This is a genomic window from Streptomyces sp. NPDC051636, from assembly GCF_044453765.1.
Taxonomy (GTDB): Bacteria; Actinomycetota; Actinomycetes; order Streptomycetales; family Streptomycetaceae; genus Streptomyces.
In genome coordinates, this window is record NZ_JBITDA010000024.1 from 116,530 (window position 1) to 141,511 (window position 24,982).

The following is a 24,982-nucleotide window of genomic DNA, read 5'->3' on the forward strand; positions in this document are numbered from 1 at the left end:
GAAGCTCGACTTCTTCGAGCGGTACTTCGAGTCGCGGACCCGGGAGTGGTGACGCGGTAGGGCGGCGCTGGTACGCCGCCTGCGGCGGAAGAGACAGGGGGTCGCCCGGCCCACGGGCGCGAGAACGCGCGGGATCGCTGCTGAACGGCGGGGTGAGGCGTCCGTGGATGCCCCCGCCCCGCGCTGCGGCCCGGTCACCGGGATCTCATCACCCCCGAGTTGACGCCGCACGGGAGCACGAGAACAAGCCATCCGGAGTGACCGCGTGACGGAAGCGATCGAAACCCTGAACGCACGCCGGCACTGGGTTAGCCTCATCTTCCCTGGGAGGCGAAGTCACGTACGGCGAACATCACTTCGGGGGATTCGTGTCAGAACAGCGCCCGGTGCCGCCGGGCTCGGCGGCGAGCGAGACTGACGCGTTGCGGCAGGCCGGTGCCTCACCCCTGCGCTCCGGTGATCCAGGACAGGTCGGCCCCTATGTGCCGCTGGCACTGCTCGGCAGAGGGGGTATGGGACGGGTCTACCTGGCACGTCCCGTGGACGACAGCCCCGGCCTCGTCGCGGTGAAGGTGATCAGGCCGGAGTACGCGGAAGACGCCAGGTTCCGGCGCCGGTTCGAGCGTGAGGCGTCGGTCCACGCCCGGCTCCGTACGCCACACACGCCGAGATTGCGCGGCACGGGCTTCCGGGACGAACTGCTGTGGATGGCCACCGAGTACCTCCCGGGGCTCGATCTGGCGGACGCCGTACGGGAGGGCGGTGCCCTGGAGGTGGCCGCGGTCTGGAGGTTGGTGGCGGAGCTGGGGCAGGCGCTTGCCGACCTCGCCGCCGCGGGGATCGTGCACCGGGATCTGAAGCCGTCCAACGTGCTGCTGTCCGTCCGGGGCGCGCATGTGATCGACTTCGGCATTTCGAAGGCCGTGGACGCGAGCGCGATCACCGGCACGGACAACCGGGTGGGAACTCCGGCCTACATGTCGCCCGAGCACCTGAGGACGGGCAGGTCCGACACGGCGTCGGATGTGTTCTCACTGGCCGGCACGCTGGTCTACGCCGCGGCCGGGCGTGCTCCGTTCGGCGACGGCACGGGTGTCGACGTGATGCACCGGGTGGCGTTCGAGGAACCGGACCCGCAGCTGATCGGCGAGATAGCGTCGGCGGACGCGGCGCTCGGCTCGCTGCTGTCCGCCTGCCTGGCCAAGGAGCCCGGGCGGCGGCCCACTCCGCGGGACCTCATTGACGCGGCCGGGGCACACTCCAGGACGTCCGGCTGGCCCGAGCCGCTGGGCGGCAAGGTGCTGGCCCGGCAGCGGGCGTACGAGGTGCTGTACCGTCTTCCCGCCGAACGGAGGGCTCGCTCACAGTCCCGGGACGCCCCGGTGAAGGCGGTGAGTCGGCCTGCTCCGCCTGATTTCCTACCACCGGTGGAGGCGGCAGATCCTGCAGCCGCCACAGCGCCGGGGCGGTTACGCCCGGCGGGAGCCGGCCCATGGGCACGGAGGAATCCGGTGCTGGCCGTCGCCGCGGGCATCACCCTGTGTGCGGTGGTCGCGGGGGTCCTGCTCTCTCGTCAGGACGCCCCCGCCACCGCTCATTCTCGCGGAGCCGGTACGGCGGCCTCCGCCGGTACCGTGCCTGGCGATACAGCCGTCTCGCCGACGCCCAGGGTCTCGGACGGGACGTCCGCCGGGGGAGCGTCCGGCAGGAGTGTCGGCAGCGCCGCCAACGCCGGCGGCAACCTCTCGCGGCCCGAAGCCTCCGGCTCCGCCGACGACAGCCGACGAGACGATCCCGCTGATCGCGCACATCGCGCTGATCCCGCTGTCGAACCCAGCGCCCCCGCCGACGCCACTCCGTCCTCGAGCAGCCGGCCCTCCGACCCCGCAGCCCCGCCCTGGATCTCCGACTGCACGTACTACTCCGGCAACGGAAACACGCGCCAGGGGGACAGTGGCAAACGCGTGTTGCAGGTGCAGTGCATCCTGACCCAGCGCGGGTACGACGTGGGCAGCTCCGGAGTGGACGGCGACTTCGGCTCCGGAACGGAGTCCGCAGTGCGGAACTTCCAGAGCGACAAGGGGCTGGACGCCGACGGCGTTGTGGGCCACGAGACCTGGACCGCGCTGCGCAGCAGGGATTGACGATCGCTCGAGCGGCGGGGGCCTTGCAGCGGATTCCCGTTCCGACGCGAAGATGCTCCGCCCCTGACGCCGGGGCAGACGCGCATGGCCCGAGTGTCGATCACCGTGACGCCGCCGCCGAGCAGCCGGACCGGCGAGTGCACCCGCAGTTCGCGTACGCGTCGGCGAGTTCCGTGGTCAGCACCCGCTCCAGTGCCCGCTCCAAGGTGTCCGGCCCGGACTTCCGCCCCGTCCACCGGGCGAACGGCGCGGACGGCCACTGCAGGACGGTGTCGTCCGCGGTACGCACCGTCAGGCCCCCGGCACCTCCGCCGTACTCCAGCGACGTGGTCGTACGCGTCGTCACCAGGGCGGAGGAGGGCAGCAGCCGGCACCGCGGGAAGGCGTTGAGCAGCGTGTTCTTGCCGCTGGACGCCTCGCCGAACACCGCCACCCGCAACTGCGGGTCGGCCGTGCGCGCCTGAACCGCGCCGAGGCGGGCGCGCAGCTCGTCGGAGCGCTCGGCCGGGAGGCCGAGACCGTCGAGCAGCCCCTCGATCCACCGCAGATGCCCGGCGACCACCGAGGTCCAGCCCGCTGCGGGACCGTCCACCACCAGCTGTTCCGTCACGGCGTCAGCGCAAGAACGACTGGATGGTCGAATCCTCGTCACGTGATGGGACCGGCGGCGGCAGTTCCCGGCGCGACGAACTTCCTGGCGTGCGTTCAGCAGTTGCTGCGAAGGTGGGCCCGTGAGTCGGCTACCTGCTGACTTCGTCCTCCGGCGCGGGACGCCGTCGGGGAGGGACACCAGTGATGGCAGGGCGGGTCGGAGAGTCGGAGAGGCGATGCGTGAGCCGCCCCGGACCCTGCACACCGCGTTGGGGCCTCGCCGTAGACGGACCACAGCCTCGCTTGATCGGGCATGATCAATGCGAGCCCCTCGACCGCCTGTTGCGCGGCGGGGAGGCGACCCACTGATCATGTAAGGAGATGGCGTTGTCCATCTGGGAAGCACTGGCCGTCCTCTCGGCCGGCATCGGAGCCGGCACGATCAACGCCATCGTCGGCTCCGGCACCTTGATCACCTTCCCGGTGCTGCTCGCCACCGGGCTCCCCCCGATCACCGCCAACGTTTCCAACGCCCTCGGCCTCGTTCCCGGCTCCATCAGCGGAGCCGTCGGCTACCGCGCCGAACTCCGCGGACAGGGCCGCCGCGCACTCGTCCTCGGCCTGACCGCTCTCATCGGCGGACTCGGCGGCGCCATCCTCCTGCTCGCCCTGCCCTCGGAGGCCTTCGACACGATCGTCCCCGTACTGATCGCTCTCGCGCTCGTCCTCGTACTGCTCCAGCCGCGTCTCGCCAAAGCCGTACAGCGCCGCCGCGAGGACAACGGCACCACCGGCCGCCCGCACGGTGGGCCCGTCCTCCTGGTCGGACTGCTCCTCGCGAGCGGGTACGGAGGCTACTTCGGCGCCGCCCAAGGGGTCATCTACCTCTCCCTGATGGGCCTGCTCCTCGACGAGGACCTGCAACGCGTCAACGCCGTGAAGAACATCCTCGGAGCCGTCGTCAACGGCGTCGCCGCCTGCTTCTTCCTCTTCGTCGCCGAGTTCGACTGGACGGCGGTCCTGCTGATCGCCGTCGGCTCCGCCCTCGGCGGGTACATCGGGGCCAAGGTCGGCCGCCGCCTCCCGCCCACCGCCCTCCGCGCCGTCATCGTCGCCGTCGGCGTCATCGCGATCGTGCAGCTCCTGCTGCGCTGACTGCGGTTGCCGGGACATCGTGGGACGAGGGTGCGATGAAGCAGCCGTTGCCTCTCCTGTAGGGCACGGCCGAGGCGTGGAGGGATCTGGGTGGGTCCGCTGTCCTGTCGTACAGGCTGTCGGACCGGCGGTCCTGACACGCGATCTGCTGCAGTCCCGCCGCCGCGGAGGACAGCGCGTGGAGCTGTCGCCGGAGCAGGAGGCGCGGTGGATCGCGGCGGTTGCGCCCAGCGCTGCGGGCTGGGGTGTGTCGAGCCGCACGCGCACTGACACGGCGTGCGCTCAAACGGGATTCGGCCATGGTGCGACGGACGGGTGCGGAATCCGTACGCCTTGCTTCCGAGGCCCTTCCGCGTGCGAGGGGCGGGATCACCCGTGGCGCTCGGCGCGAGTGACGGGAGGGGCGTGTGGGGTGGCGGAATCTGGTTCCGCGTCCGCCACGGGACGTGTCGTTGTGGTTCTCTGGCGGGACGCCGGCCGAGGCCCGCAACCCGGAGGCCGACGTACGTGACCGAGGTGATCCCGGGTACGTGATGCGGGTATGCGCCCGACGAGACGACGTGCCCGACGCGCCTGGCCCCTCGTGTGTCCTGCGGTGAGAGAAGGGTTCCCTCCCATGCCGGTTCCGCACGCACCGACCCCGTCGATGCCGTCGGCCGTCTCCGGTACGACGGCCGGCCCGTTCGCCGCTCTCGTCGGTCTTGCCGACAGGCTCGCCGAGTGGGGCGGCGGCCCTGTCGCGACGGTGGCGGGCCGGATCACCGGTGCTCTCGTGAGCCCGCTTGCGAGTCCCCTGGCCCCGGACGACTACCTCGGCCTGATCGACCCGCTGCTGTCCGCTCGCCATCCCGCGGGCCGCGTGGTCGCCGTGCGGCCGGAGTGCGCCGGGGCGGCCACGCTGGAGATCCGTCCCGGGCGCGGCTGGGCGGGGCACCGGGCCGGGCAGTACCTGCCGGTGGGAGTGGAGATCGACGGCGTACGGCACTGGCGTACGTACTCGATCACCTCACCCCCCGAGGCGCCGGGCCGAACGCTGACGATCACGGTCAAGGAGGAACCCGGCGGCCGGGTGTCCCCGCACCTCGTGCACCGGACCCCTCCCGGCGCGGTGCTCCGACTCGGGCCCGCGCAGGGCGAGTTCACGCTGCCGGAGGATCCGCTGCCGCCGCGGATGCTGATGGTGACGGCGGGCAGCGGCATCACCCCGGTGGCGGGGATGCTGCGCGCCCTCGCGGGCCGCCGCTCCCCCGGGCCCGCCCCCGACGTAGTACTGCTGCACAGCGCACCCGGCCCGGACGAGTTCCTCTTCCGTGCCGAACTGGCCGGGCTGGCGGCCCGGTTGCCCTGGCTGAGCGTCCACGCGCGGTACACCCGTACCGCGGGCCGGCTGGCCCCGGAGCACATGGGCGTGCTCTGCCCGGACTGGTACGACCGGGAGACCTGGGCCTGCGGTCCGGACGGACTGCTCGACGCACTGGAGCGGCACTGGGCGGCGGCCGGCGCCGGTGAGCGGCTGCGCGTGGAGCGTTTCCGGCCGGCCCCCGTGCTGTCGCCGGGCGCCGGCACGACCGGCGGCCGGATCCGGTTCGAGCGCAGCGGCGTCGAGGCCGACGCGTCCGCGGCCGTGCCCCTCCTGGAGACCGGGGAGGCGGCGGGTGTGGCGATGCCGTACGGCTGCCGCCGGGGGATCTGCTTCGGCTGCCTCGTCCCACTGGTCCACGGCCGTGTCCGCGATCTGCGGACCGGTGAACTGCACGGTGAACCCGGCGAGTTGATCCAGACCTGCGTCAATGGTGCGGCAGGTCCGCTCGCCCTCGCTCTCTAGGCCCCTCAAGGAGCCTGTGATGTCCACAACTGTCCTGCCGGTCACCCCCTTTGAGTCGCACCAAGATCGCACGGAGCTGCTCGGCGAGGAGCTCGATCGGGTCCGCGCCGAGGTCGTCGCGGTGCGCGGCGCCGAGGACGCCCGCTACATCCGTACGGTGATCGCCGCGCAGCGCGGCCTGGAGATTGGCGGCCGCGCCGCCCTCGCCGTATCCCTCTTTCCGCCCGCCTGGCTCGCGGGCACAGTGATGCTGACCACCGCCAAGATCCTGGAGAACATGGAGCTGGGCCACAACATCCTGCACGGCCAGTGGGACTGGATGGGCGACCCGGCGATCCACTCCACCACCTGGGAGTGGGACTTCCTCACTCCCGCCGACGCCTGGAAGCACACCCACAACCACCTGCACCACACCTACACCAACGTCGTCGGCCTCGACCGGGACCTCGGCTACACGATCCTGCGCATGAGCCCTGACCAGCCCTGGCATCCGGCCCACCTCCTCCAGCCGCTGTACACCGCCCTGCTCGCCCCCGTCTTCGAGTGGGGCATCGCCCTCTACGACCTGGAGGCGGACGCCGTTCCGTCCGGCCGCAAGAGTGTGCGGGCCTTCCTCGGCGACCTGGCCGGCCTGGCCCGCAAGGCCGTGCGCCAGGCGGCCAAGGACTACGTCCTCTTCCCCCTGCTCGCGGGCCCGTCCGCGCTGCCCTGTCTGGTCGGCAACGTCACCGCGAACGGGCTTCGCAACATCTGGGCGCACACCGTGATCTTCTGCGGCCACTTCCCGGGCGACGTCCGGACCTTCTCGTACGAGGAGGAGCAACTGGAGGGCGAGACGCGCGGTCAGTGGTACCTGCGCCAGATCCAGGGATCCGCGAACATCGAGGGCGGTTCCCTCCTCCACATGCTCACCGGCAACCTGAGCCACCAGATCGAGCACCACGTCTTCCCCGACCTGCCCAGCAACCGCTACGCCGAACTCGCGCCACGGGTGCGCGAGATCTGCGCCCGGCACGGGATCACGTACGTGAGCGGGCCGCTGTGGCGCCAGTACACGTCCATGTGGGGCCGCGTCCTGCGTCACTCGGTGCCGGATGGGTCCCGGCTCCGCCGGGCTTGGGCCGGCTGACGGGGGCGGGCATGGAGGCTGCTCGTCAACTCGCCGTCTCGGATCGGCCGGCTCGGGCAAACCGGTCCCGGGTCACCGCGGCTGCTGGGCAGAGTCCGTACGGCCAGCCGGAGGAGTACCCTGGTGTTACCGAGGGTATTTCGCGCATCGGCCTCCATGCCTGTGTCGTTTTCGGCGATTGATTACACCGGGCCGGTTCCGACCGCTCCGGAGCAGGGTTCGCATCATGACTGCGACCGTTTCGTACACGCCGACTCTCGAAGACCGGCCCTCCTCTCCATCTCGCCGCATGTCACCGGCTCTCACCGGTTCGGCCTCGGCTCTGCTGAAGGGCGCCTGGTGGCCCCGCTCCCGTGATCCGTGGGCGGAACTTTCCTCATTGACTGTCGTGCTCGATCCGCAGACGACTCCCGTCTCGGCCGCCTGGCTGATGGCCGCCGCGAGCGAACCACTGCGCACGTCGACCACGGTCCGGCTGATGGAGGAGGCGGCGCGTCTGCGCACGGTGGCGGCGACCGACCGGGCCGTACAGGCCGTCTGGGACGCCGAAGGAGGCCACGAGGCTCGCGCTCCGAGAGCGCGTCCACGGATCCCGGCCGTCACTGCACCGGTAATCGGCGTCCCGGCAGTCGCTCTTCCGGTACCGCATCCGGCACAGGGGGTGTGAGGGCCATCGAGATGTTCCTGACCGTGGTCGTGCTCCTGGCGATGGTGGCCGTGGGCGTGCTCCTGATCCATCTGCTCAACGACCAGCACGACGAGCGCATCACCGCCTTCCCCTACGGCCGCTCCCGGTCGGCCGTCCGGGAGCCGGCGCCTTCGGTCCCGCGGAAGGTTCGCGTTCGTGCCGGAACGAGCGGCACCGGTGATCGCCGCGGCCACCGCGACGGGGAACGCGGACGGCTCAGGCCACGGCGCCGGACCCGGACCCGGACCGGGACCCGGACCGGGACCCGGACGTGAGAGAAGTGAGTCGTCGTGCTTCCCGCAATACCCTCCGTCAGGCTTCTGGCAGACACCATGGTCGCGGTGCGGTCGGGTCGGGTGTACCGCCTCCTGGCGCAGGGCCTGGGCGGGGAGCCGGCGGCTCTGTACCGGTGGGCTCACACGAGATGCCACCCGGTGAGGCATACCGCCGTCCCGGCCCGCCGGCACTTTCCGAACCGTCCAGTCCCTGACATCCGCCGGCCGAGGTTCGCCATGACGATCGCGGCGACGGGGCGGCCCGGCGAGAGGTACCTTCGGAAGCCCGGTGCGCGGCGAAGGCTTCCGGTGGCTCGGCCACGACGGAGCACTGGCGATCAGCTGGCGCAACTCACCCGGTCGGCGGCGTCTTCGCGATCACCTTCCGGACGGCTCAGCCGCCGGTGGTCAGCCGCACCCTCGGTCTTCCGCGGAGAGCCGCCGCAGCGCACGCCGCGGCCCCGCTGCGTCAGCCGTGAGAGCGGCTCACCCTCCCAGGTGGCGACCAGAGCCGCGGCCACGTCCGGAAGTTCGGTGTTGCACTGCCGCGACATGTCCGCCGGCAGGCTCCTGGCCGGCCCACGGCGGCAGGGGGCCAGGACCATCACCGTGCCACAGGCCTGCTCGACGACCGCACGGGCGGCCGGCGCCCGCCGCGGCTGATCCATCTCGGCGCGCAGCGCCACGACATCCTCAACCCGCCGGGTCCTCCCGCACCGAGCCCTCGGCCCGTGTGATGCACGGCATCCATCTCTCCACGATCTTCGCGCGCCCGGTGTGACTGAAAGCCGCCGGGGAACCTCTGGATGCCGGGCCGGTTCACCGGTCACCCGCGGCGTTCCTGGTCGCGCCGGTCCTCGCGCCTCCAGCGCGCCCGGTTCTGACGGCTGTAGCGGCGGTCCCAGCGGTCCTGACGGTCCCGGCGCTCCCGGTAGTCCCGGTAGTCCCCGAGATCGGAACCGTCGCCGCGGATCCAGCCTCCCCCGCGATCGCGGCCGTAACGGGTGACGCCGAAGAGCAACACGGCCGCGGCCACCCACCAGAGGGGATGAAGAAAGCCGAGACCGAACAGGACCACGATCAGGATGACAAGCAGAACGAACACGGCGGGCCTCCCCGGAGCGGACCAACGCATCGCAGCCGGGGGCCGGGGCCTGTCCGACAGCCTAGCCCTCCTCAGAGGTTGCGGACAGCCACCCATGTCCGCGGCTTCCGACGGAACCGGTCGGAACCGGATGGCCACTTGACATCTGTCCGGGGAGTGCGGCGAGGGCTGGCGTACGCGGTACGGCCCGAGCCCCCCGCAGCGTCGATCACCTCTCGCGCTCCTCCGGGGCGCACCTCCCGCCACCGGCCGAGCCGGTCAACGCTCCCCCGGCTCCGTTTGCCCCGGCGGCCCCTGCCCGGCTCGCAGAACTCCCGCACGTCGACACTGGGATCGATCAGCGCCAGAATCCGCTCCCGGACCGTACCGAGGTCGGACCGAGCGGCGGCGGCCCGCAGCTCCAGGCGTCGGCGCAGCCGGCGGTCCTCGGCGAGCTGCTCCCGCACCAGCGCCAGGAGTTCGTCCCGGGACAGCGCGCCGAGCCACGCTTGCAGGCCGGAGGCTCCTGCCCGTGCGGCGGCCCGCTGAGACGGGATCGTCTTCGCCCGCCGCAGCACGGTCAGCCCCACCGCCACACAGTGCTTGCAGAAGTTGCCCTCCTGCCCGTAGGGGCAGTCGCACCATCCCGAGGGCCCGTCGTCCCCGCCAAGCGTGAGCTCCACCTCGTAGACATCCGTGCCCTGCACCACGGCGGTGACCGAGCCCTCCCCCACCTCCAGACCGCTCACCGCGTCCAGATACCCCAGCCCCCGCTCGAAGGACCGGGCCCCGGCCAGCGCCCGCAGATCATCCTCGCCGAACCCCACGACGTTCCGTGCCACACCGGCGACTGTTTCGCCGGACTGCACCGCCGTCGCTGTCGCCGTCCAAGCGGCGCAGTACAGCTGCAGCCCGGCCATGAAGGGTCGGCGCCCTGCGCGGGTGCCTGCGGATTCCCCGTCCACACCGCGCAGTGTCCACCCCGGTGCCCGGAGTGGACACTCATGGCCATAACCGCGGGCCAGCACACCTGTCCGGACCTGCAGACGAGCTTGTACGCGCATCGCGGCGTGCCCGGAGAACCGTTCGGGAAAGCCTCCCCGAGCGACGAGGAGGGTGGCTTCGGGCTGTCCGACACGCAACCCGAGGACTATGCTGCTGCGTGGACGTCCCAGACCCCGGCGGCATGTTCTTGCTGAGCACAGATGCTGCGGGGAGCGGACCTTTCGTCCGCCGCCCGGCGCATCCCTGGAGGGAACTGGGTGGGTCTTCTGTCCTGCTGTGCAGGTTGTCTGGGCCGGCTGTTGCCCTGCCTCCGCCGAACGTACGCCCCGCCGGGAGCGCGCCAACAGGGCCGGGAATTCCGGCGTCACCGCGCGCGCCGGCCGATGGTCGTCTGAACCGAGGCGTCATGCCCCTCCCACAGCTCACCGTCCATCGCCATGACCGAAGGAATCGGGCGCTGATCACCCTGGCCGGTGAGATCGATCTCGAATCCGCGCCGTTGGTGCGCGTGTCCCTGGAGCAGTGCTTGCGGGACGGTATCCGCACCATCGACGTCGATCTCATGCCCATCACCTTCTGCGACTGCAGCGGCCTCAACGCCTTCCTCCACGCTGCGCAGCAGACCACCGTGGCCGGCGCTGCCCTGCGACTGCACCACCCGCCGACGACGCTGGCTCGGATTCTTGACCTCACCGACTGCGGCTTCCTCCTCCTCGGCCTTCCGTCCGGCCGGCTGCCACCTCCTCCCGGGGACACCCCGGCCGTACCCACTCCAGTCCCGCCGCACGGGTCTGTCCCGCTGACGCCTGTTGTCTCGGGCGATGTGCGATGACAGTCGGCCCCCGGCAGGAGCAGTCCTGGAAGCCCGAGGGCGGCGAGCCGTCCGCCACGGCTCCGGCGCGATCGCGTCGGCTGAACCGTTGGCTGGTGGAGGGCCTGCATGAGGACCTGGCGGATCTGTATGCGGAGTCCCACGCCACCGCGCCGAGTGATCCATACCGTGGTCCCAGCCGCCAGAACTTCCCGAACCGTCTCGCCACGGACATGCGCCGACCGCGATTCGCCATGGTGATCGCCGAGACGGACAGCCTGAGGGGATGCGCCTTCGGATTCCCGGTACACGGCGACGGCTCCTGGTGGCTCGGCCTCGACGCACCATTGCCACGCAGCATCGAGCAACTCACCGTGTCCGGCGGGGTCTTCGTGCTCGCCGACATCCTGATCCGGCCGCACCCGCAGGACCGTGGCCTCGCCGGTCGTTTGCGGGAACGGCTGCTGACCGGCCACCAGGCGTCACTCGGCGCCACCTTGGTGGCCGAGGCCGAACGCCAGGCCCTCGCTGCGCTCCGTTCCTGGGGGTGGCTGGACAGCGGAGAGCTCCGCAGGCCGACCGGCCCCACCACCTTCCGCGCACTGGTACTTCCCCTCGGGGTACGCACCGCAGCGAGGCTGGAGGGCCTTGTCACGATGCCTGGAGGCGGCGGTCCGGGTGGCGCCTGACAGCCGGTCGGCGCGTATCCAGGTGCTGGTGGCCGAGCATGCTGCCCGACGCGGTGCTCGGGTCGGGGTGGTGGACGTGTGCACCGCGGCCGTGGCCGCGCTGCCGGTCGGCGGGGCCGGGCTGTCGGCGATGTCCCGGACCGCGGTGAGCCACCCGCTGTGCAGCACCGACGACATCAGCGAGCAACTGGAAGAGCTCCAGCTCACGCTGGGTGAGGGGCCTTGCGTGGACGCCTTCGCACGCGGCTCGGCCGTCCTGACACCCGATCTGCTCACCATCGAACTGCAGGATCACTGGACGGTGTTTGCCGATGCGGCCCTGGAAGCCGGAGCCCGCGCGGTCTTCTCGCTCCCCCTCCAGATGGGGGCGATCAGCCCGGGAGTTCTGGACCTGTACGCCAACATTCCGACCGTACTCGACACGGAGGAACTGGCCGACGCACTGGCGTTCGCCGATCTCGCGACTCTTCTCCTGCTCGGCACAAGGATCGACGAGACGGGCGCACCGACCGACGTACCAGTGCCGGACCGCAGCTTCCAGGACCTGGGCGCATACCGAGCGGAGATCGACCAGGCCAGCGGCATCCTGACTGTCCAGCTCGGTGTCGGCATGGAAGAGGCCTTCGTCCGACTCCGCGCCTACGCCTACATGAGGGGACGCCGGCTCGCCGACGTGGCCGCAGACGTGGTGGCCCGACGGCTTCGTTTCTCACCGGACGCGGAGCCGGACCAGGCCGATGAGGAAACCTGACGCATGGGTGCCGACCGCGGAAAATACCGTACTTCCCGCCCCTTCGGGCAGGGACTGGTCTCAATCGAGGATGCCCACGATGGATCAACAGCTCCTGGCCAAGACCTTCGTCGAGCTGGCCGACAACCTGGTCGCCGACTTCGACCTCATCGACTTCCTGCGCCTGCTGACCGACCGCTGCGTCGGCATGCTCGACGCGAGCGCCGCCGGGGTGCTGCTCGCCGACCGGGACGGCAAACTCCGCGTCATGGCCGCATCCGACGAACAGGTACGCCTGCTGGAACTCTTCCAGCTCCAAAACGACGAAGGCCCCTGCCTCGAGTGCTTCCGCACCGGCACACCGGTGATCATCCACGACCTGACCCGGGAGGTCGATCGCTGGCCGCGCTTCGTCACGGTGGCCCACCGCAGCGGATTCGGGGCCGTCCAAGCCCTGCCCATGCGCCTGCGGGACGAGACCGTGGGCGCCCTGAACCTTTTCCGCGCCGCTCCCGGCCCCTTCGACCCGCCCGCCACACTCATCGCCCAGGCGCTGGCGGACGTCGCCACGATCAGCCTGCTGCAACAACGCACCGCCCACCGCAGCACGGTGCTCAACGAGCAGCTGCAGACGGCGTTGAACAGCCGGGTGCTGATCGAACAGGCCAAGGGGAAGCTCGCCGAACGCCAGCGCATCGACATGGAGCAGGCCTTCACCGCGCTGCGTGGCTACGCCCGCGCCCACAACCGGCGCCTGGCCGACGTGGCCCGCGCCTTCATCGACAACTCCGAACCCCTCGCCGGTCTGGGGTCCTGACCCATGCCCTGGCAAGGTGGGGCCACCATCCGCCGCCGCGATGCCTCAACGACCACCCCGGACGACGGACTGCCTGGTCGAATCCAGACTCCGTGCCGCGCACCTGGTCGATCACCGTACGGCTCGCCGTCGCCTGCCCCAACTGATCAGGACTGGCACCACAGTTCGACGGCTGGGACCAACAAAGGCGCATCCCTCCCCTGAGGCCACCTGGTGACTGGTGGGTACCTCACAGGGCAGTCATCCTGTCCATGCTGGTCAGCGGCGCGCCAGTTGGCGTTCGCCGGCCGCACCGGGGTGGTAGGCCGGTCCGTAGTGCTTGAAGATCGCTTCTTCCTGCTCGGCGGCAGCACGTCGTCGGTGCCGATCGAAGGGGCCTCCGCGAATCTCTGACGACGGCACCTGCGGCACCCGCCGGATGCGCCATGCTTGGAGGCGTACGGCATACCGCGTCCTGCCCGGCCTGCCGGCGCGAGCGTGGCGTTTCCCTCAACGAGGTGCACTGATCAGTGAAGTCCGGTAAGTCGACCCTCGCAGCGTGGCTGCACCGCCTCGGCCCCGAACGCTTGGAGCAGGTACTCACGGCACGGCCGGATGCCGTGTCCCCACCGGAGCCCCGCTCGGTGAGCGAATTGGCCGAACGCCTGCAACGCCCGGGCTCGGTCGCGCTCGCGCTGCCCCGGCTCCCGCTGCCCGCCCTGCAGGCAGCCGAAGCACTGGCAGCACTGAGTGCGCCGGCCTCCCGGGACGTCCTGGCGGACCTGCTGGACGCGACGGAGGACGAGGCCGCACGCGGCCTGAAGGCGGCGCTCCAGACGCTGGCCACGCATGCGCTGGTCTGGCCGGACAGCGAGGGAACACTGCGCATGGCCGCGCCGCTGCGGCAGGCGTGGGACACGCCGCTCGGACTGGACCAGCCGCTGGCAACGCTGTTGAAGGACACGACCTCCGAGGAGCTGCGCCGCATGCTCACGGCTCTGGGCGTGCGGCCTCCCGGCACCAAACCGCAGCGCCTCGCGTCGCTCGTGGAGCACCACAGCGACCCGGCACGTGTCGCCGCGGTGGTCGCACGGGCACCGGCCGACACCCGGAAACTGCTGGAACGCAGGGCGGACCCCGCGTACCGGCCGCAGGCATTAGTCCTCTTCGGGGGGCCGTCCGCCCCCGAACCGGGTGCGCGCTGGGCGCTGGAGCGGGGACTGCTGGTGCAGGGTCGATACGGCTACGGCCCTGTACGCATGCCCGCCGAGGTGGCGCTCGCGCTGCGCGGGCCAGGCCGGCATGCTCCGTTCGACCCCACGCCGCCCGTCACACTCCTGGTACCCGTCACCCCGGCGGAGGTCGACAGTGAGGCGTCCGCCGCGGCCACGGCGTTCGCCGCCCACGCCGCCTCGGTCCTGTCGGTGTGTGCGACGGCTCCGCCCGCCCGGCTGAAGTCCGGCGGCGTCGGGACCCGCGAACTGGCCAGGATCGGCAAAGCGGCACGCTGCGAGGAGACCGTCGTACGCCTCACCCTGGAGACGGCGTACGGAGCCGGTCTCATGGCCCGTGACGGTGACCGGGTCGCGACGACGGGCGCCTACGACACCTGGGCGGAGTCGGAGCCCGCAGAGCGGCTCCCGGTATTGCTTCACAGTTGGTGGACACTTGGGCTCACCCCCTCGCAGGCCCGTGACGAGGACAACAAGGCGCTGCCCGCCCTGGCCGGGCCCCCGTCCTGCGCCGGCTGTCTCCAGGCCCGGCAAGGACTGCTTACCGCCGCTTCCCTGCTCCCGGCCGGGAAGGGTACGAAGAACGCGGCCGAACTGGGTCCTCTCACCCACTGGTCACGGCCACTCGCCGAGGTGCTGCCGCAGGACGCGACGCCGTTCGCCACCGTGATCCGGGAGGCGGAACTGCTCGGTGTCCTCGCCCGCGGCGCCCTGTCCCCGCTCGGCGCCGCTCTGCTGGCCGACAGCACCGAGGGACTGGCCGCCGCCTGCCACCGTCTCCTTCCCGCCGCCACCACAACGGTCCGCTTCGGCGGCGACCTGACCGCCGTCGTCACCGGCACACCCGCCGCGCGGCTGGTCACGCTGCTGGACTCGGTCGCCGATCGGGAGACCAGCGGCACGGCCTCGGTGTGGCGGTTCAGCCCGGCGAGCGTTCGCCGCGCCCTGGACGCCGGCCGTAGCCCGGACTCCATCGAGGCCGACTTGGCTGCCGTCGCCGCCAATCCGCTGCCCCAGCCCCTGTCCTACCTGATCACGGACACGGCGCGCGGCCACGGCCGGATCCGCATCGCCTCGGCCGCCTGCGTCGTCCACAGCGAGGAACCCGCCCTCCTCACCGAGATCGCCGCCCACCGCAAACTCTGCGGACTGGGTCTGCGCCACCTCGCCCCGACCGTCCTCATCAGCCGCACCCCGCTGGACAAAACCCTCGCCGCACTGCGGGCCGAGGGATACGCGCCGGTCGCGGAGACAGCCGACGGAACCGTGCGCGTCGAACGACCCCGCAGCCACCGGGCGACCGCGCCGGTACCGCCCCCGCGCAGAGCGGTCAGCGGGCCCAGCACCGCATCCCGTACGACCGCCGCCCCGGAGCAAGCCGAACTGACCGCGCTGGCCGCCCGACTCGCGGGCACCCCCTTCGCCCATCCCGCCCCCGACCCGGACAACGGCGTCCCCTTCGCCACCGATACCGAAGAAATCATCGCCGGACACGCGACCCAGGTCTCCCACGCCGATGTCCGTCAACTCGCCCACGCCGTCGATGAGGGGACGGCGGTCACCATCGAGTACGTCGCCACCACGGGCAGCCGCACGATTCGCACCATCAGCGGCCTCGACCTCGACCCTCCGTATCTGTACGCCTGGTGTCATCTGCGGGACGCGGAGCGGGTGTTCACCCTGTCGCGGATCCACGGGGTGATGCCCCCGCCGTAACGCCCGGGCGGCGGGCCAGGGCGTGCGAAGCGGCCGTACCCGTCCCGGAGGGTCTCCACCAGGAGCCTGACGTCGCGTTGGTGGTGGCCGCCTCCCCCATCACCCCGCCGATCAAGTGACCGTCTGCTCGTCGCGTCGGCATGACACCACCTCGACGGACGGGCGCTCTCGCAGCGGTCGCCGCCGTCAGGCGCGTGCGTCCCGCTGCTGCACTTCCTTCAGGACCGCCGCCACTGTGGTGAAGTCGTTGTCCCCATGGAGCACCGTGTGACCGTGGTGTACTGCAGTGGCGCACACCAGGAGACCGATGGCCCCCGCGGAGCGGTGCTGCCCCCGCTGCGTGAGCTTGTACTGCGCGGTGTCCACCCAGCGCCATGCGTTCTTCGGCACCGGCGAGAGCCGGCACAGCGCATCCAGATCCTCGGCAAGCTCGTCGCGGTGAGCCGGTCCTGTGGCGGAGTAGAGGAACTCCGTCCTCGTGGGCTGTATGAGGAGCCGTCTTGAGCCGCACCGTCATCGACCTCGACGACGAGGCACTGGAAGCCGCTGCCAAGGAACTCGGCACCACCACCAAGCGCGACACGATCAACCCGCCGTAGGACCACCGCTGGCGGCACCCCGGCCGAGGAACTGCACACCCCGTGAGACGGCCACGGTGCCGTCTCAGTGTCCGAGGTCGGCCAGCACGTCGTCGAGTACCGTCTCCTCCTCGATGCGCACACCGAGTTCGTTGAGGGCCGCGGGCAGGTCCGGGTCCCACGCGGCGGTGGCCGGCGTGCCGGTCAGAGGCGGGGCCAGGGGGGTGGCGGCGACGGCGGCGCGGTAGTCGGCGGCCGTGTAGCGCCAGGGGTGCCAGGGGACGCGTCGCAGCAGGGCGGAGGCGATGCGCAGACCGCCCCAGTCGAAGTCGCCGTGATAGCGCAGCGTGGTTCCCTGGGCGTGCAGGTGCCGCAGCAGGGTGAGGGCGGCGGCCGAGGGCTGGCCCTGGAGGCAGACCAGCGGCGGGCAGGCGGCGCCCAGAGTGTCGGCCGCGGTGGCCAGGACGGCCGGGTTCTCGCAGACGCGGACGACAGGGGGTGCCGTGCGCGGCGGGTGCCGGGTGAGCTGCCGTAGCGTCAGGACCGCGGGTTCGCCCTCGTCAGCCGCCCAGTCGAGGGCTGGGGAGCCGCGCAGGCCCAGGGTCAGGACCGTGGCGGACAGGGCGTCCTTGAGGAGCCCGGCCGATGCCCAGGCCTCGCGGCGCCACTCGGCTCCGCTGCCGTCCGAGAAGCCGGTCAGCGTGCGGGCGCCGGACAGGACGAGGGTGGCGAGCGGGGTGCCGTCGTCGAGGGCGTGGGCGTCGCCGACGGTGGCGGCGGCGAAGGCGGGCAGGGAGACGGCCGGGTCCGCGGGCAGCCTGCGCAGGACCTCGGCGGTGTCGCCCAGCAGTCTGTTCGCCTGGTGCGGGGTGCGGGCGAGGCGGCGTACAAGGCCGTCGCGGCGCAACCGATCGGCCCAGTCGGCCAGTTGGGGCCGACTGGTGCGGATCAGGGTCTCAAGGGGTTCGTACGCGTCCCGCCAGGCCTGCTCCTCCCGCTCGCGAACGTCGGCGACCCGGGCGACGGGTCCGGTGAGGGCGGTGACGGCGGCGCCCAGGCCACCGGGGCTGACGCCGGAGCGGCGCAGGACAGCGTCCACCGCGTCGAGGCGCACGCTGAGCGAACGCCCGGCGCCGGGGCCACGGCCCAGCAGCCGTTCGACGGCGGCGCGCTGCGCGGGGGTGGGGTCGGTCAGGGTGACCGGGTGGGTCAGGGGCTCCTCCCGTGCCATGCGGCGGCGTACGCGGTCGACCAGCCAGGCCAGATCGGGACCACCGAGCAGGCGGGCCAGACGGTCGCGGTCGACGGGCGCCGGGGGCTGCCCGTCGTTCACGGCCACAGGGCGTCCTCGCGCTCCGAGGTGGAGGCGGTGGCCTGCGCTGGGAGGGACACGAGCGCATGGCCCGGCTCCGTACCCCGCATCCGTTCGGCCCCGTCCCATTCCCATCGGGTCACCAGGACCGCCGGGATCTCGTCGACGCGGGAGAGCTGGGCGATGGCGATGCCGGGAACCTGCGGGTAGCAGGCCCATTCGCGTTCGCTGGTCATCACCACGTCGAGGTCGAAGGCGTGCAGCAGGCCCAGGCACTTGGCGCGGGAGTCGTCGTCGACGCCGGCGAACGCCTCGTCCAGGGTGACCAGGCGCGGGGCGTGCGGGGCGGCCGTGGCGTAGTGCGAGGAGGCCGCGGCGAACAGCGGGACACTCACGGCCAGGACGCGTTCGCCGCCGGAGGCGGGCCCGGTGGCCGGGACCCACTTGCCGTGCTGGTGGCGTTCGATGCCGAACTCGTGCCAGGCACGGTAGTCGAGGGCCGCGGTGAGCACCTCCAGCCAGCTGCCCGCGGTGTCGTCGGCCTGCCGGCGGGCGATCTCGGCCTGCAGGAACTCGCCGACCGCGGCCCGGTCCTCGGGCGTCCAGGCGTCGGCGGACTGGCGCAGCCGCTCGCGGGCCTGGGCGAGGCCCGCCGGGGCCTTGCGCGAGGGTCGCCAGACCAGGCGCAGCCTCATGCCGGTGGAGGTGGGCCGCTCCTCGAGCTCGTCGTTCATGGCCCGCACCTGGCGCTCAGCGGCGCCGATCAGCTCCTGCAGGGTGCCGGCGACCTCGGTGAGGAGGTGGGTTTCGAGGACCTCGCGTTCGTGCGCGGACAGGATGCGGGTCAGCTCGGTGACTTCCGCGGCGAGGGCCTCGGCGAGCTCGGGGACGGCCCGCTGACGGCCCTGGTAGACGATCTCGACGACCATGCCCTCCTCGGCCATCCGGGCCGAGGCGCTGTGACCGCCGCGGGAGAGGGCGTCCTGGAGCTTCTTGTACTCCTCGCTGAGCCGCTTCTGCACCCGCTCCCAGGCGCCGTCGGAATCGTCGGTGCCGGGGAGCGCCGACAGTTCTGTCTCGATGGAGCGGGCGAGGGCGACGGCCGGGGTGGCTGCCCACGGCCCGGCGTCGAGCGGGGGTACGGCGGCCTCGGGCAGGGCGACGGACAGCAGACCGGTGGCCGCGAACCGCTGAAGGGCGGCGATGGCCTCGGCACGGGCCGCGGTCGCCTCACGGACGTCCACCTCCAGGCGTTCGGTGTGGCCCTGAGCGAGGTGGGCGCGCCGGTCGGCGGCCGTGTGGTCCTCGCGGGCCCGCCGCTGGTCCACCTCGCAGGCCGCCAGCGCGTCGGCGGTCTCGGCGAGGCGCCGCTGAAGCTCCGCCACGGCGGTGCCGACGGTGGAGCGCAACGTGGCGTGGCGTGCGTCGGCGGCGGCGGCGAGCCGGGCGGAGTCCTCGGTACGCAGGGACAGTTCGGCCACTCGGGCGCCGGCCCGCTCGGTCTCGGTCCGCTGGTCGGCCAGGGCGCGCGCCGCGTCGGCGCGCTCACGCAGTTCGGGCCACAGGCCGGCGAGGACGGCACCGTAGTCGGCCAGGGCCTGGCGGACGACGGCCAGGCCGCCCCGGGCCGCGGGAAGGTTGACCGCCGCCGCGGTCTCGGCGAGTTCGGTGGCGGCCTCGGCTTCCTGCCGGGACACGGCCGCCAGTTCGGCCGAGTGTTCGTCGCGGCGGGCACGGGCCCGGTGGGCGGCATCGGCAGCGGCGGCGGCGAGCGCGTGCGCGTGCCGCAGGGCCGCGTCGTCGGGAAGGGCGGCCAGCTCGGTATCGAGGGTGCTGCGCCTGTGGTCCACGTCGGCGCGCTCGGCGTCGAGCCGGTCCATCTCACCCTCCAGGGCACCGAGTTCGTCACGCAGGGCAGCGATCCGGGCCCGGCGCGCCTCCTCCCGGGCGCCCTCGCCGACGTACCCGGCCGCCGGTTTGGACCAGCTGCCGGTCAGCGCGCCGACGCGGAAACGGCCGTCGACCGCCACCCAGGTGTCACCCGGGCCGCCGGAGCCGAGGCCCACGGCCGCCAGCAGCCGGGAGACGGTGTCCTCACCCACTGCCAGGGCCCGGGCGTCGCCGTGGTCGACGGCCACGCGGAGCACGTCGGCGAGAGTCGGCCCGCTCAAGGGAGCACCCGGCGACAGCAGAACGTCGTGCCCGTCGGCGTGCACAGCGGTGCCGTCCGGGTACACCCAGGCGTCCAGCAGACCCGAGGCCTCCAACGCGGCCTCCAGGCCCGCCCGTTCGTCGGCCGGCACATGCTCGCGGAAGTCGACCAGCCGCCACAGCGGCGCCCCCGGCGCCTGGTCGCGGACGCCGGGCGTACGGGTGGGCGGTGCCGTGGGGCCGCGCTGGCCGCCCGCCTCCAGCTCGGCCAGTTCCCGCTCGGCCTCGGCGGACCGGGCCCGGAGTCCGGCGAGTTCCTGCCCGAGGGCGGCCGTCCGGTCGGCCAGGTGTGCCGCCCGTTCGCGATGGGTGCGAGCCGCGTGTGCCCGTGCGGGGTATTGCCCCTGACAGTGCGTCACCCAGTCCTGGAGTTCGTCCAGCAGCCCGGCGGAGTCGGCGACGGCCAGTTCCTGGCAGGCGTCCAGATGCGCGCGGACGCGGGCCACGAGGTCTTGGCCCGCCTCGGCGGCCCGCCGCTCGGCCTCGGCCTGTCGCCCCACGGTGTGGCCGACCTCGGTCTCGGCCTCGTCCAGGCGGCGGGCGGCGGCCCGCCGTTCGGCGGCGGCCTCGTCGGCGCGGGCCGCCAGCTCCTCCACGTGCTCGACGGTGCGGCGCCTGCGCGCCACGGACTCCTCGGCCGCACGCCGCAGTTGGCTCTCCGGTACGCCGTCGGTGAGCAGCTCGCCGTCGAGCCGGGCCGCGGCTGCCGCCTCCCGCTCACGGGTGAGCGTGTCGGCGACCCGCTGCTCGGCCGCGTCGAGGCGTCGCCGCGCCGTCTCCAGACGGCCGAGCGCCCGGGTGTGCGCCTGGGCCGCCTCGTCCCGGTCGGCCTGGGCGCGGGCCAGCTCCCCGGCGGTGCGGCGGGCGTCGGCCGCCGCCTGCTCCAGCTCCCGGGCGCTGCGCATCTCGGGGCCCTCGCGCAGGGCCGCCTCCTGCGCCTGCAGACGGGTGGCGGTCTCCTCCAGCTCGGCGATCCGCTCGGCGGCCGCTGCCCGGTCCCGCTCGGCGTCCTCCCGCTGGGCACGGGCCTGGGCCAGGTCGCGGTGCAGTTGCTCGTAGCGGGCGTGCTCGCTGCGGGGCAGCCGGGCCCGCCGCCGCGTGGCGACGCGGGCGTAGCGGCGGTAGTGGTCCAGGAACGCGGAGGCGGCCCGCTCTGCCTCGGCGGCGGCCCGCAGCTCCTCCTTCTCCTCGTCCAGGGACCGGAACGCCTCGGCCACGTCCGCGACCACCGCCTGGTCCATCGGCGGCAGCGCCTCGGTCAGCGCCCGGGACAGCGCGGCCTCGTTGGGCCGTTTCGACAGCTGCGGCTGGCGCAACTGGATCAGCAGGTCGACCAGGGCGGCGTAGCGCCGCTCGCCGAGGCCGAACAGCGCCTCGTCGACCGCCCTGCGGTACGCCGTGGCCGTGTCGTACACCATGCCGCGTCCGGCGACCGAGTCCGCGAGCCGGTCCCGGGACAGCGCGGTGCCGGTGGCGTCCAGCAAGCTCAGCTCCTCGCCGATGCGCTGGTCGGTGACCGCGTACCAGTGACGGGCGATGCCCCGGCCCGCCACCGCCTTCAGCCCGCAGGCGAGTGTGCGGAAGAGGGCCTGCCCGGTGTCGGCGTCGACGCGGCCGAACTCGATCCAGGTGTAACCGAGCCGTTCGGGGTGGGGATGCTCTCCGCCGAGCAGCAGATTCCACTCCATGCGCTTGTTCGGGTCGGCGTCCGGCTCCACGCGGCGCGCGGACAGGTCACCGTCCAGCAGGAACGGGAGCGTGAGGGCGAGGACCTTGGACTTGCCGGTGCCGTTGTTGCCGCGCAGCAGCAGCCGTCCGTCGCGGAACCAGAACTCCTCGGTGTCGTAGTGGAAGAGGTCGACAAGGCCGATGCGCAGCGGTCGCCAGCGGCCGGGAGTGGGCTGGGGCAGGGCGGTCACGGCTGTGGTGCCTTTCGTCGGGAGGTGCGGGGACTGCGGACTCCCGGTTCCACGACGACGGTCTCGCCGACCGCGTACCGGGCGAGCGCGGGCAGCGGAGCCACGCCCTGGGGCGTGCGGGTGACCAGGGCGAGCGCGGTCAGCTTGACCAGAGCCTGCTCCACCAGCTCCCCTTCCGCACCGGGCTGCTTGGCGCTCTTGGACCAGAACCCGCCGTGCTCGACGGCCAGTTCCCGCACCCGGCGCTCCAGCTCCTGACGGCTCACCTCGCCGCCCGCCGCCGCGAGGTGCTCGGCGAGCAGGAGGGTGACGTGCCCATGGGTGCCCTGTTCGGGCATCCGTACGTCGGTGAGGTCGTCCTGGGGGTCGACCATGGCGATGCCCTCGGCGCGTACCTCCGCCACCAAGCCGGTCAGTTCACTGACGCGGGCGGTGAGGAAGGCGCGCTGGCGGGTCAGGTAGGCGAGCTCCTCGTCGCTCAGCTCGTCGTAGTACAGCACCGGATCGTCGAGGAGGAGGCGGGTGAGCTTCTGACGGATCGCCCGGAACCGCAGCTCGTCGCTGTCCAGCGCGCTCTCCGCGGTGAGCCGGTCCAGCCGCTCCTCGAAGCCGTCGGCCGTGATCGTGGAGGGGCCATGGCGGGCGGCGAGCAGTCCGGCCAGGACGCGGCGTTGGACGTCGTAGAGCACATCGCCCGTCCCGCTGACGTAGGCGTCCTCGTCCCCGGCGACCCGCCGCAGCACGCCGTGGCGTAGCAACAGCCGTACGACGGCTGCGAGGTCCAGTCGCTCGTCGCGCCGCTCCAGCGTGAACGAGACCCCCGCCGTGGCCAGTTGCGGGTCGGCGGCCTCCAGCACCACCTGTTCGGCGAGACGGCCGAGCGCGATCTGTGCCTCCCCGCGCTCCAGTACGGCGAGCGCCAGGCACAGCAGCACATAGCGGCGCCGGGTGAACGGCGCACCGGCGCGGGACGCCTCGCGGGCCGGGTGGGTGGTGTCGGCGAGGGTGCCAGGTGCCTTGCGCAACCGGGCGACCTCCGCGTCCACGCGCAGCGACCAGCCGGTGTTGCGCTCGAACCAGTCACGCAGCTCGCCGGCGTACTGCCTGACCAGGCGGTACGCGTCGGCGTCCGGGCCGTGCGCGAGCAGCAGCGGCTCCTTGAGCAGGGCGCGTGCGGCTTTCTGGAACTCGGCGGTGCGCCGGCCGTCCAGTACCTCACCCAGGGGTGTCGTCATCGCGCCTCCCACGCGGGGCTGCCCGCGGTCAGATCGGTGATCTCGACGAGGTGGTCGGGGCCGCGGAACACCCCGCCCGGCGTGCGGATCTCGGCCGTCGAGCCGTCCGTGAGCGCGGTGAGCCGGATCTCCATCGTGCCGTCGTTGCTGGTGGCGACGGTCGTCGTCATGCCGGGCCGCCAGGTGGCCAGGGCGTCGCCGAGCAGCCGCAGGAACAAGCCGAAGGCCATGGGGTCGAGCTCTCGCAGCGCGGACAGCCGGGTGGTGCCGTCCGTCGCGAGCCGGGCGCGGGCGGCGGCGGTCTCCTCCGCCTGCTTGGCGGCGATCTCCGCCAGCTGCCGCCGCTGTTCGGAGCGGTCCTGCACTTTGCGGGGTTTGCCGCGTCGCTCATAGCTGCCGGTGCGGCGCAGCTGCGGGCTGATCCGCAGCGGATCGGCCTCGGCCCACGGGGTGGACGTGGCCACCGGACGGGCCGCGCGGTCGGCGAGGGTGTCGGCGTCGACGGTGAGATGCCGGGCGGGGTACAGACCGAACGCGGCGCGCCACAGCCGGTGCCGCGCCTCGGCGTCGGGGGCCTCGGCGAACCAGCGGGCCAGCGTGCGGAAGTCCGCCGACCGGTCCGAACGCCCGGCTCGCCGCTCGTTCAACTGCCGCACGACGGCGAGGAGCTGCGGAATGGCCCCGAGGGCGCGACCGCGCAGCAGCCGGGCCTGGGCCTCGCGGCCGTCGGCGGACACGAACCAGGCGGACAGGCCCGCCCACTTCGCCGCCCACCGCGTCTGCGCCCGCGCCTCGGCGCTCTCGGTCTCGTCCGGGGCGGCGTCGGCCGCCTCCCGCGCCGCCGCCAGCCGCAGCAGCACGCCGACCCGTCCCTGCTCCTCCAGTTCGCCGATGAGCCGGGCGATCCGCCCGCCGAGGGTGATCAGGTCCTGGATGAACCGCTCCAGGTACTGGATCAGCCGGTCCTTGTAGGCGAGGAACACCTCGACCTCGACGCCGTGCAGGTCGATGGTGCGCTGCAGCGACCCCATGAAGGCCCGCGCGTTCTCCGCCAGCGCCTCGAACCTGCTCGTCAGCGTGGACAGCGCCAGGTGGGCCTTGGCCGGATCCGGTTCGTCCTCGGCGGCGATCACCAGCAGGGCGCGCAGCTGCGTGACGATGTCGTGCAGCGCCACCGCCTGCAGCGCGCCGCGCCGCCCCAGCGCCTCGTCGTACGCGGACAGCGCCTGTTCTGCGGCCTCGCCGGCCTGGGTGAGCTGGTAGATGAAGCGTCTGCGGTAGAAGTCCTCGACCGCGGTGACCCGGGAGGTGTCCGGGTCGGCCCGCAGATTGCCCCACCCGACGAGGCTGTCCAGCGCCTTGACAACGGTGTCCGGGGCGGCGGGGCGGTGCTCCGACGGCAGCGCGACGTGGACGTCCTCGGGCCGCAGATGCACCGCGAACCGCTCCTTTGCCGTCAGGAACGCCCTCATCACGTCGCGATAGAGGGCGCTGTTGGGTGCGGTGAGGTGCGCGAAGGGCGCGTATGCGGGGTTACCGGACGGCTCGGTGCGTCCGGAGGACTCGGCGGGCTCGGTGCGGTCGGGCTCGGCGGGCTGCGGCGTCATCGTGCCGACATTGTCTTCGACCCGGACCCCACCCGGAAATCGAGGCCTGAACTTCGCACTGAGTTACCGAGCCGGGCTCCATGACTCGCAGACGGCCATGCGGCCGCCGAACTGCGACGTGGATCCGATCGTCACCCGTCAAGCACCCTTTACCCCAAGACCGGGAAGTTAAGCGGTGTTGTGGCTGGTCGGGTGGGTTGACATGGGAACGGAGCCCGGCGCGGACTGTGAGTGTCGAGGTCACGGTTCG

Annotated in this window: 19 protein-coding genes and 3 pseudogenes; 12 read left to right on the forward strand and 10 right to left on the reverse strand. The window is 72.5% G+C overall.

The window, feature by feature from the left end; translation table 11 throughout:
• The first annotated feature begins 368 nt into the window (after window positions 1-368).
• Window positions 369-2,144: a protein kinase gene (locus ACIBBH_RS32565; protein ID WP_399410809.1), complete on the forward strand. Its 1,776-nt coding sequence runs from the start codon at window positions 369-371 to the stop codon at window positions 2,142-2,144.
• 100 nt (window positions 2,145-2,244) lie between these two features.
• Here the strand turns inward: ACIBBH_RS32565 and ACIBBH_RS32570 are convergent, their stop codons facing one another.
• Window positions 2,245-2,754, reverse strand: a complete 510-nt coding sequence (locus tag ACIBBH_RS32570; protein WP_399410811.1) for a dynamin family protein — start codon at window positions 2,752-2,754, stop codon at window positions 2,245-2,247.
• Window positions 2,755-3,116: 362 nt separating this feature from the next.
• Between ACIBBH_RS32570 and ACIBBH_RS32575 the strand changes: the two genes are divergently transcribed.
• From ACIBBH_RS32575 to ACIBBH_RS32595, 5 genes are all read left to right on the forward strand, one after another.
• The gene (locus tag ACIBBH_RS32575; protein ID WP_399410813.1) at window positions 3,117-3,890 is read left to right on the forward strand and encodes a sulfite exporter TauE/SafE family protein; all 774 of its coding nucleotides are present in this window, start codon (window positions 3,117-3,119) and stop codon (window positions 3,888-3,890) included.
• 616 nt (window positions 3,891-4,506) lie between these two features.
• Entirely contained in the window at window positions 4,507-5,715 is a 1,209-nt protein-coding gene (locus tag ACIBBH_RS32580; protein ID WP_399410815.1) for a ferredoxin reductase, read from the forward strand.
• A 19-nt stretch (window positions 5,716-5,734) separates the two neighbouring features.
• Window positions 5,735-6,844 (forward strand): fatty acid desaturase family protein, encoded by a 1,110-nt coding sequence (locus tag ACIBBH_RS32585; RefSeq protein ID WP_399410817.1) that lies wholly within the window; start codon window positions 5,735-5,737, stop codon window positions 6,842-6,844.
• A 289-nt stretch (window positions 6,845-7,133) separates the two neighbouring features.
• Window positions 7,134-7,511, forward strand: coding sequence for a DUF5994 family protein (locus ACIBBH_RS32590; RefSeq protein WP_399410856.1), 378 nt, complete (start codon window positions 7,134-7,136; stop codon window positions 7,509-7,511).
• On the forward strand, window positions 7,508-7,807 hold the full coding sequence (locus ACIBBH_RS32595; RefSeq protein ID WP_399410819.1) for a hypothetical protein: 300 nt from the start codon (window positions 7,508-7,510) through the stop codon (window positions 7,805-7,807). Before ACIBBH_RS32590 ends, ACIBBH_RS32595 begins: the two co-directional genes overlap by 4 nt.
• 338 nt (window positions 7,808-8,145) lie before the next feature.
• On the opposite strand, the gene ACIBBH_RS32600 is transcribed toward ACIBBH_RS32595, so the two are convergent.
• From ACIBBH_RS32600 to ACIBBH_RS32610, 3 genes are all read right to left on the reverse strand, one after another.
• Window positions 8,146-8,493 carry an ANTAR domain-containing protein gene (locus ACIBBH_RS32600; protein WP_399410821.1) on the reverse strand — a complete coding sequence of 116 codons (348 nt, stop codon included), beginning with the start codon at window positions 8,491-8,493 and terminating at the stop codon, window positions 8,146-8,148.
• Between the two features lie 140 nt (window positions 8,494-8,633).
• Window positions 8,634-8,912: a hypothetical protein gene (locus ACIBBH_RS32605; RefSeq protein WP_399410823.1), complete on the reverse strand. Its 279-nt coding sequence runs from the start codon at window positions 8,910-8,912 to the stop codon at window positions 8,634-8,636.
• Window positions 8,913-8,983: 71 nt separating this feature from the next.
• A complete protein-coding gene (locus ACIBBH_RS32610; protein WP_399410825.1) occupies window positions 8,984-9,733 on the reverse strand; it encodes an SWIM zinc finger domain-containing protein in 750 nt (249 codons plus the stop codon).
• A 569-nt stretch (window positions 9,734-10,302) separates the two neighbouring features.
• Between ACIBBH_RS32610 and ACIBBH_RS32615 the strand changes: the two genes are divergently transcribed.
• From ACIBBH_RS32615 to ACIBBH_RS32630, 4 genes are all read left to right on the forward strand, one after another.
• Entirely contained in the window at window positions 10,303-10,728 is a 426-nt protein-coding gene (locus tag ACIBBH_RS32615) for an STAS domain-containing protein (RefSeq protein WP_399410827.1), read from the forward strand.
• Entirely contained in the window at window positions 10,725-11,396 is a 672-nt protein-coding gene (locus ACIBBH_RS32620) for a hypothetical protein (RefSeq protein ID WP_399410829.1), read from the forward strand. Before ACIBBH_RS32615 ends, ACIBBH_RS32620 begins: the two co-directional genes overlap by 4 nt.
• Window positions 11,397-11,418: 22 nt before the next feature.
• Entirely contained in the window at window positions 11,419-12,147 is a 729-nt protein-coding gene (locus tag ACIBBH_RS32625) for an ANTAR domain-containing protein (RefSeq protein WP_399410831.1), read from the forward strand.
• 79 nt (window positions 12,148-12,226) lie between these two features.
• On the forward strand, window positions 12,227-12,943 hold the full coding sequence (locus ACIBBH_RS32630) for a GAF and ANTAR domain-containing protein (protein WP_399410833.1): 717 nt from the start codon (window positions 12,227-12,229) through the stop codon (window positions 12,941-12,943).
• A 258-nt stretch (window positions 12,944-13,201) separates the two neighbouring features.
• Here ACIBBH_RS32630 and ACIBBH_RS32635 read toward each other — a convergent pair.
• Window positions 13,202-13,323, reverse strand: a pseudogene (locus ACIBBH_RS32635) (PRC-barrel domain containing protein); the annotation flags it as partial.
• A 129-nt stretch (window positions 13,324-13,452) separates the two neighbouring features.
• On the opposite strand from ACIBBH_RS32635, the gene ACIBBH_RS32640 reads away from it, so the two are divergent.
• Window positions 13,453-15,870: a helicase C-terminal domain-containing protein gene (locus ACIBBH_RS32640; RefSeq protein WP_399410835.1), complete on the forward strand. Its 2,418-nt coding sequence runs from the start codon at window positions 13,453-13,455 to the stop codon at window positions 15,868-15,870.
• A gap of 186 nt (window positions 15,871-16,056) precedes the next feature.
• Here ACIBBH_RS32640 and ACIBBH_RS32645 read toward each other — a convergent pair.
• Window positions 16,057-16,362: pseudogene (locus ACIBBH_RS32645) on the reverse strand (VapC toxin family PIN domain ribonuclease); the annotation flags it as partial.
• Between the two features lie 8 nt (window positions 16,363-16,370).
• Here ACIBBH_RS32645 and ACIBBH_RS32650 point away from each other — a divergent pair.
• Window positions 16,371-16,460: pseudogene (locus ACIBBH_RS32650) on the forward strand (type II toxin-antitoxin system VapB family antitoxin); the annotation flags it as partial.
• Between the two features lie 73 nt (window positions 16,461-16,533).
• On the opposite strand, the gene ACIBBH_RS32655 reads toward ACIBBH_RS32650, so the two are convergent.
• From ACIBBH_RS32655 to ACIBBH_RS32670, 4 genes are read right to left on the reverse strand one after another with little or no spacing between them, the layout of a single operon-like run.
• Window positions 16,534-17,787, reverse strand: a complete 1,254-nt coding sequence (locus ACIBBH_RS32655) for a TIGR02679 family protein (protein ID WP_399410836.1) — start codon at window positions 17,785-17,787, stop codon at window positions 16,534-16,536.
• The gene (locus ACIBBH_RS32660) at window positions 17,778-21,890 is read right to left on the reverse strand and encodes a TIGR02680 family protein (protein WP_399410838.1); all 4,113 of its coding nucleotides are present in this window, start codon (window positions 21,888-21,890) and stop codon (window positions 17,778-17,780) included. Before ACIBBH_RS32660 ends, ACIBBH_RS32655 begins: the two co-directional genes overlap by 10 nt.
• Complete coding sequence (locus ACIBBH_RS32665; protein ID WP_399410840.1) at window positions 21,887-23,125, reverse strand: TIGR02678 family protein; 1,239 nt, start codon at window positions 23,123-23,125, stop codon at window positions 21,887-21,889. Before ACIBBH_RS32665 ends, ACIBBH_RS32660 begins: the two co-directional genes overlap by 4 nt.
• Complete coding sequence (locus tag ACIBBH_RS32670; RefSeq protein ID WP_399410842.1) at window positions 23,122-24,732, reverse strand: TIGR02677 family protein; 1,611 nt, start codon at window positions 24,730-24,732, stop codon at window positions 23,122-23,124. The genes ACIBBH_RS32665 and ACIBBH_RS32670 overlap by 4 nt, the downstream gene beginning before the upstream one ends.
• Window positions 24,733-24,982 lie beyond the last annotated feature (250 nt).

What these genes read in the sequence shown, in the direction of transcription:
- ACIBBH_RS32575 (WP_399410813.1), top strand. Translation starts at nt 3,117, where the DNA reads ATGGCGTTGTCCATCTGGGAAGCACTGGCCGTCCTCTCGGCCGGCATC.
- ACIBBH_RS32580 (WP_399410815.1), top strand. Translation starts at nt 4,507, where the DNA reads ATGCCGGTTCCGCACGCACCGACCCCGTCGATGCCGTCGGCCGTCTCC.
- ACIBBH_RS32585 (WP_399410817.1), top strand. Translation starts at nt 5,735, where the DNA reads ATGTCCACAACTGTCCTGCCGGTCACCCCCTTTGAGTCGCACCAAGAT.
- ACIBBH_RS32590 (WP_399410856.1), top strand. Translation starts at nt 7,134, where the DNA reads ATGTCACCGGCTCTCACCGGTTCGGCCTCGGCTCTGCTGAAGGGCGCC.
- ACIBBH_RS32615 (WP_399410827.1), top strand. Translation starts at nt 10,303, where the DNA reads ATGCCCCTCCCACAGCTCACCGTCCATCGCCATGACCGAAGGAATCGG.
- ACIBBH_RS32620 (WP_399410829.1), top strand. Translation starts at nt 10,725, where the DNA reads ATGACAGTCGGCCCCCGGCAGGAGCAGTCCTGGAAGCCCGAGGGCGGC.
- ACIBBH_RS32630 (WP_399410833.1), top strand. Translation starts at nt 12,227, where the DNA reads ATGGATCAACAGCTCCTGGCCAAGACCTTCGTCGAGCTGGCCGACAAC.
- ACIBBH_RS32665 (WP_399410840.1), bottom strand. Translation starts at nt 23,125, where the DNA reads ATGACGACACCCCTGGGTGAGGTACTGGACGGCCGGCGCACCGCCGAG.
- ACIBBH_RS32670 (WP_399410842.1), bottom strand. Translation starts at nt 24,732, where the DNA reads ATGACGCCGCAGCCCGCCGAGCCCGACCGCACCGAGCCCGCCGAGTCC.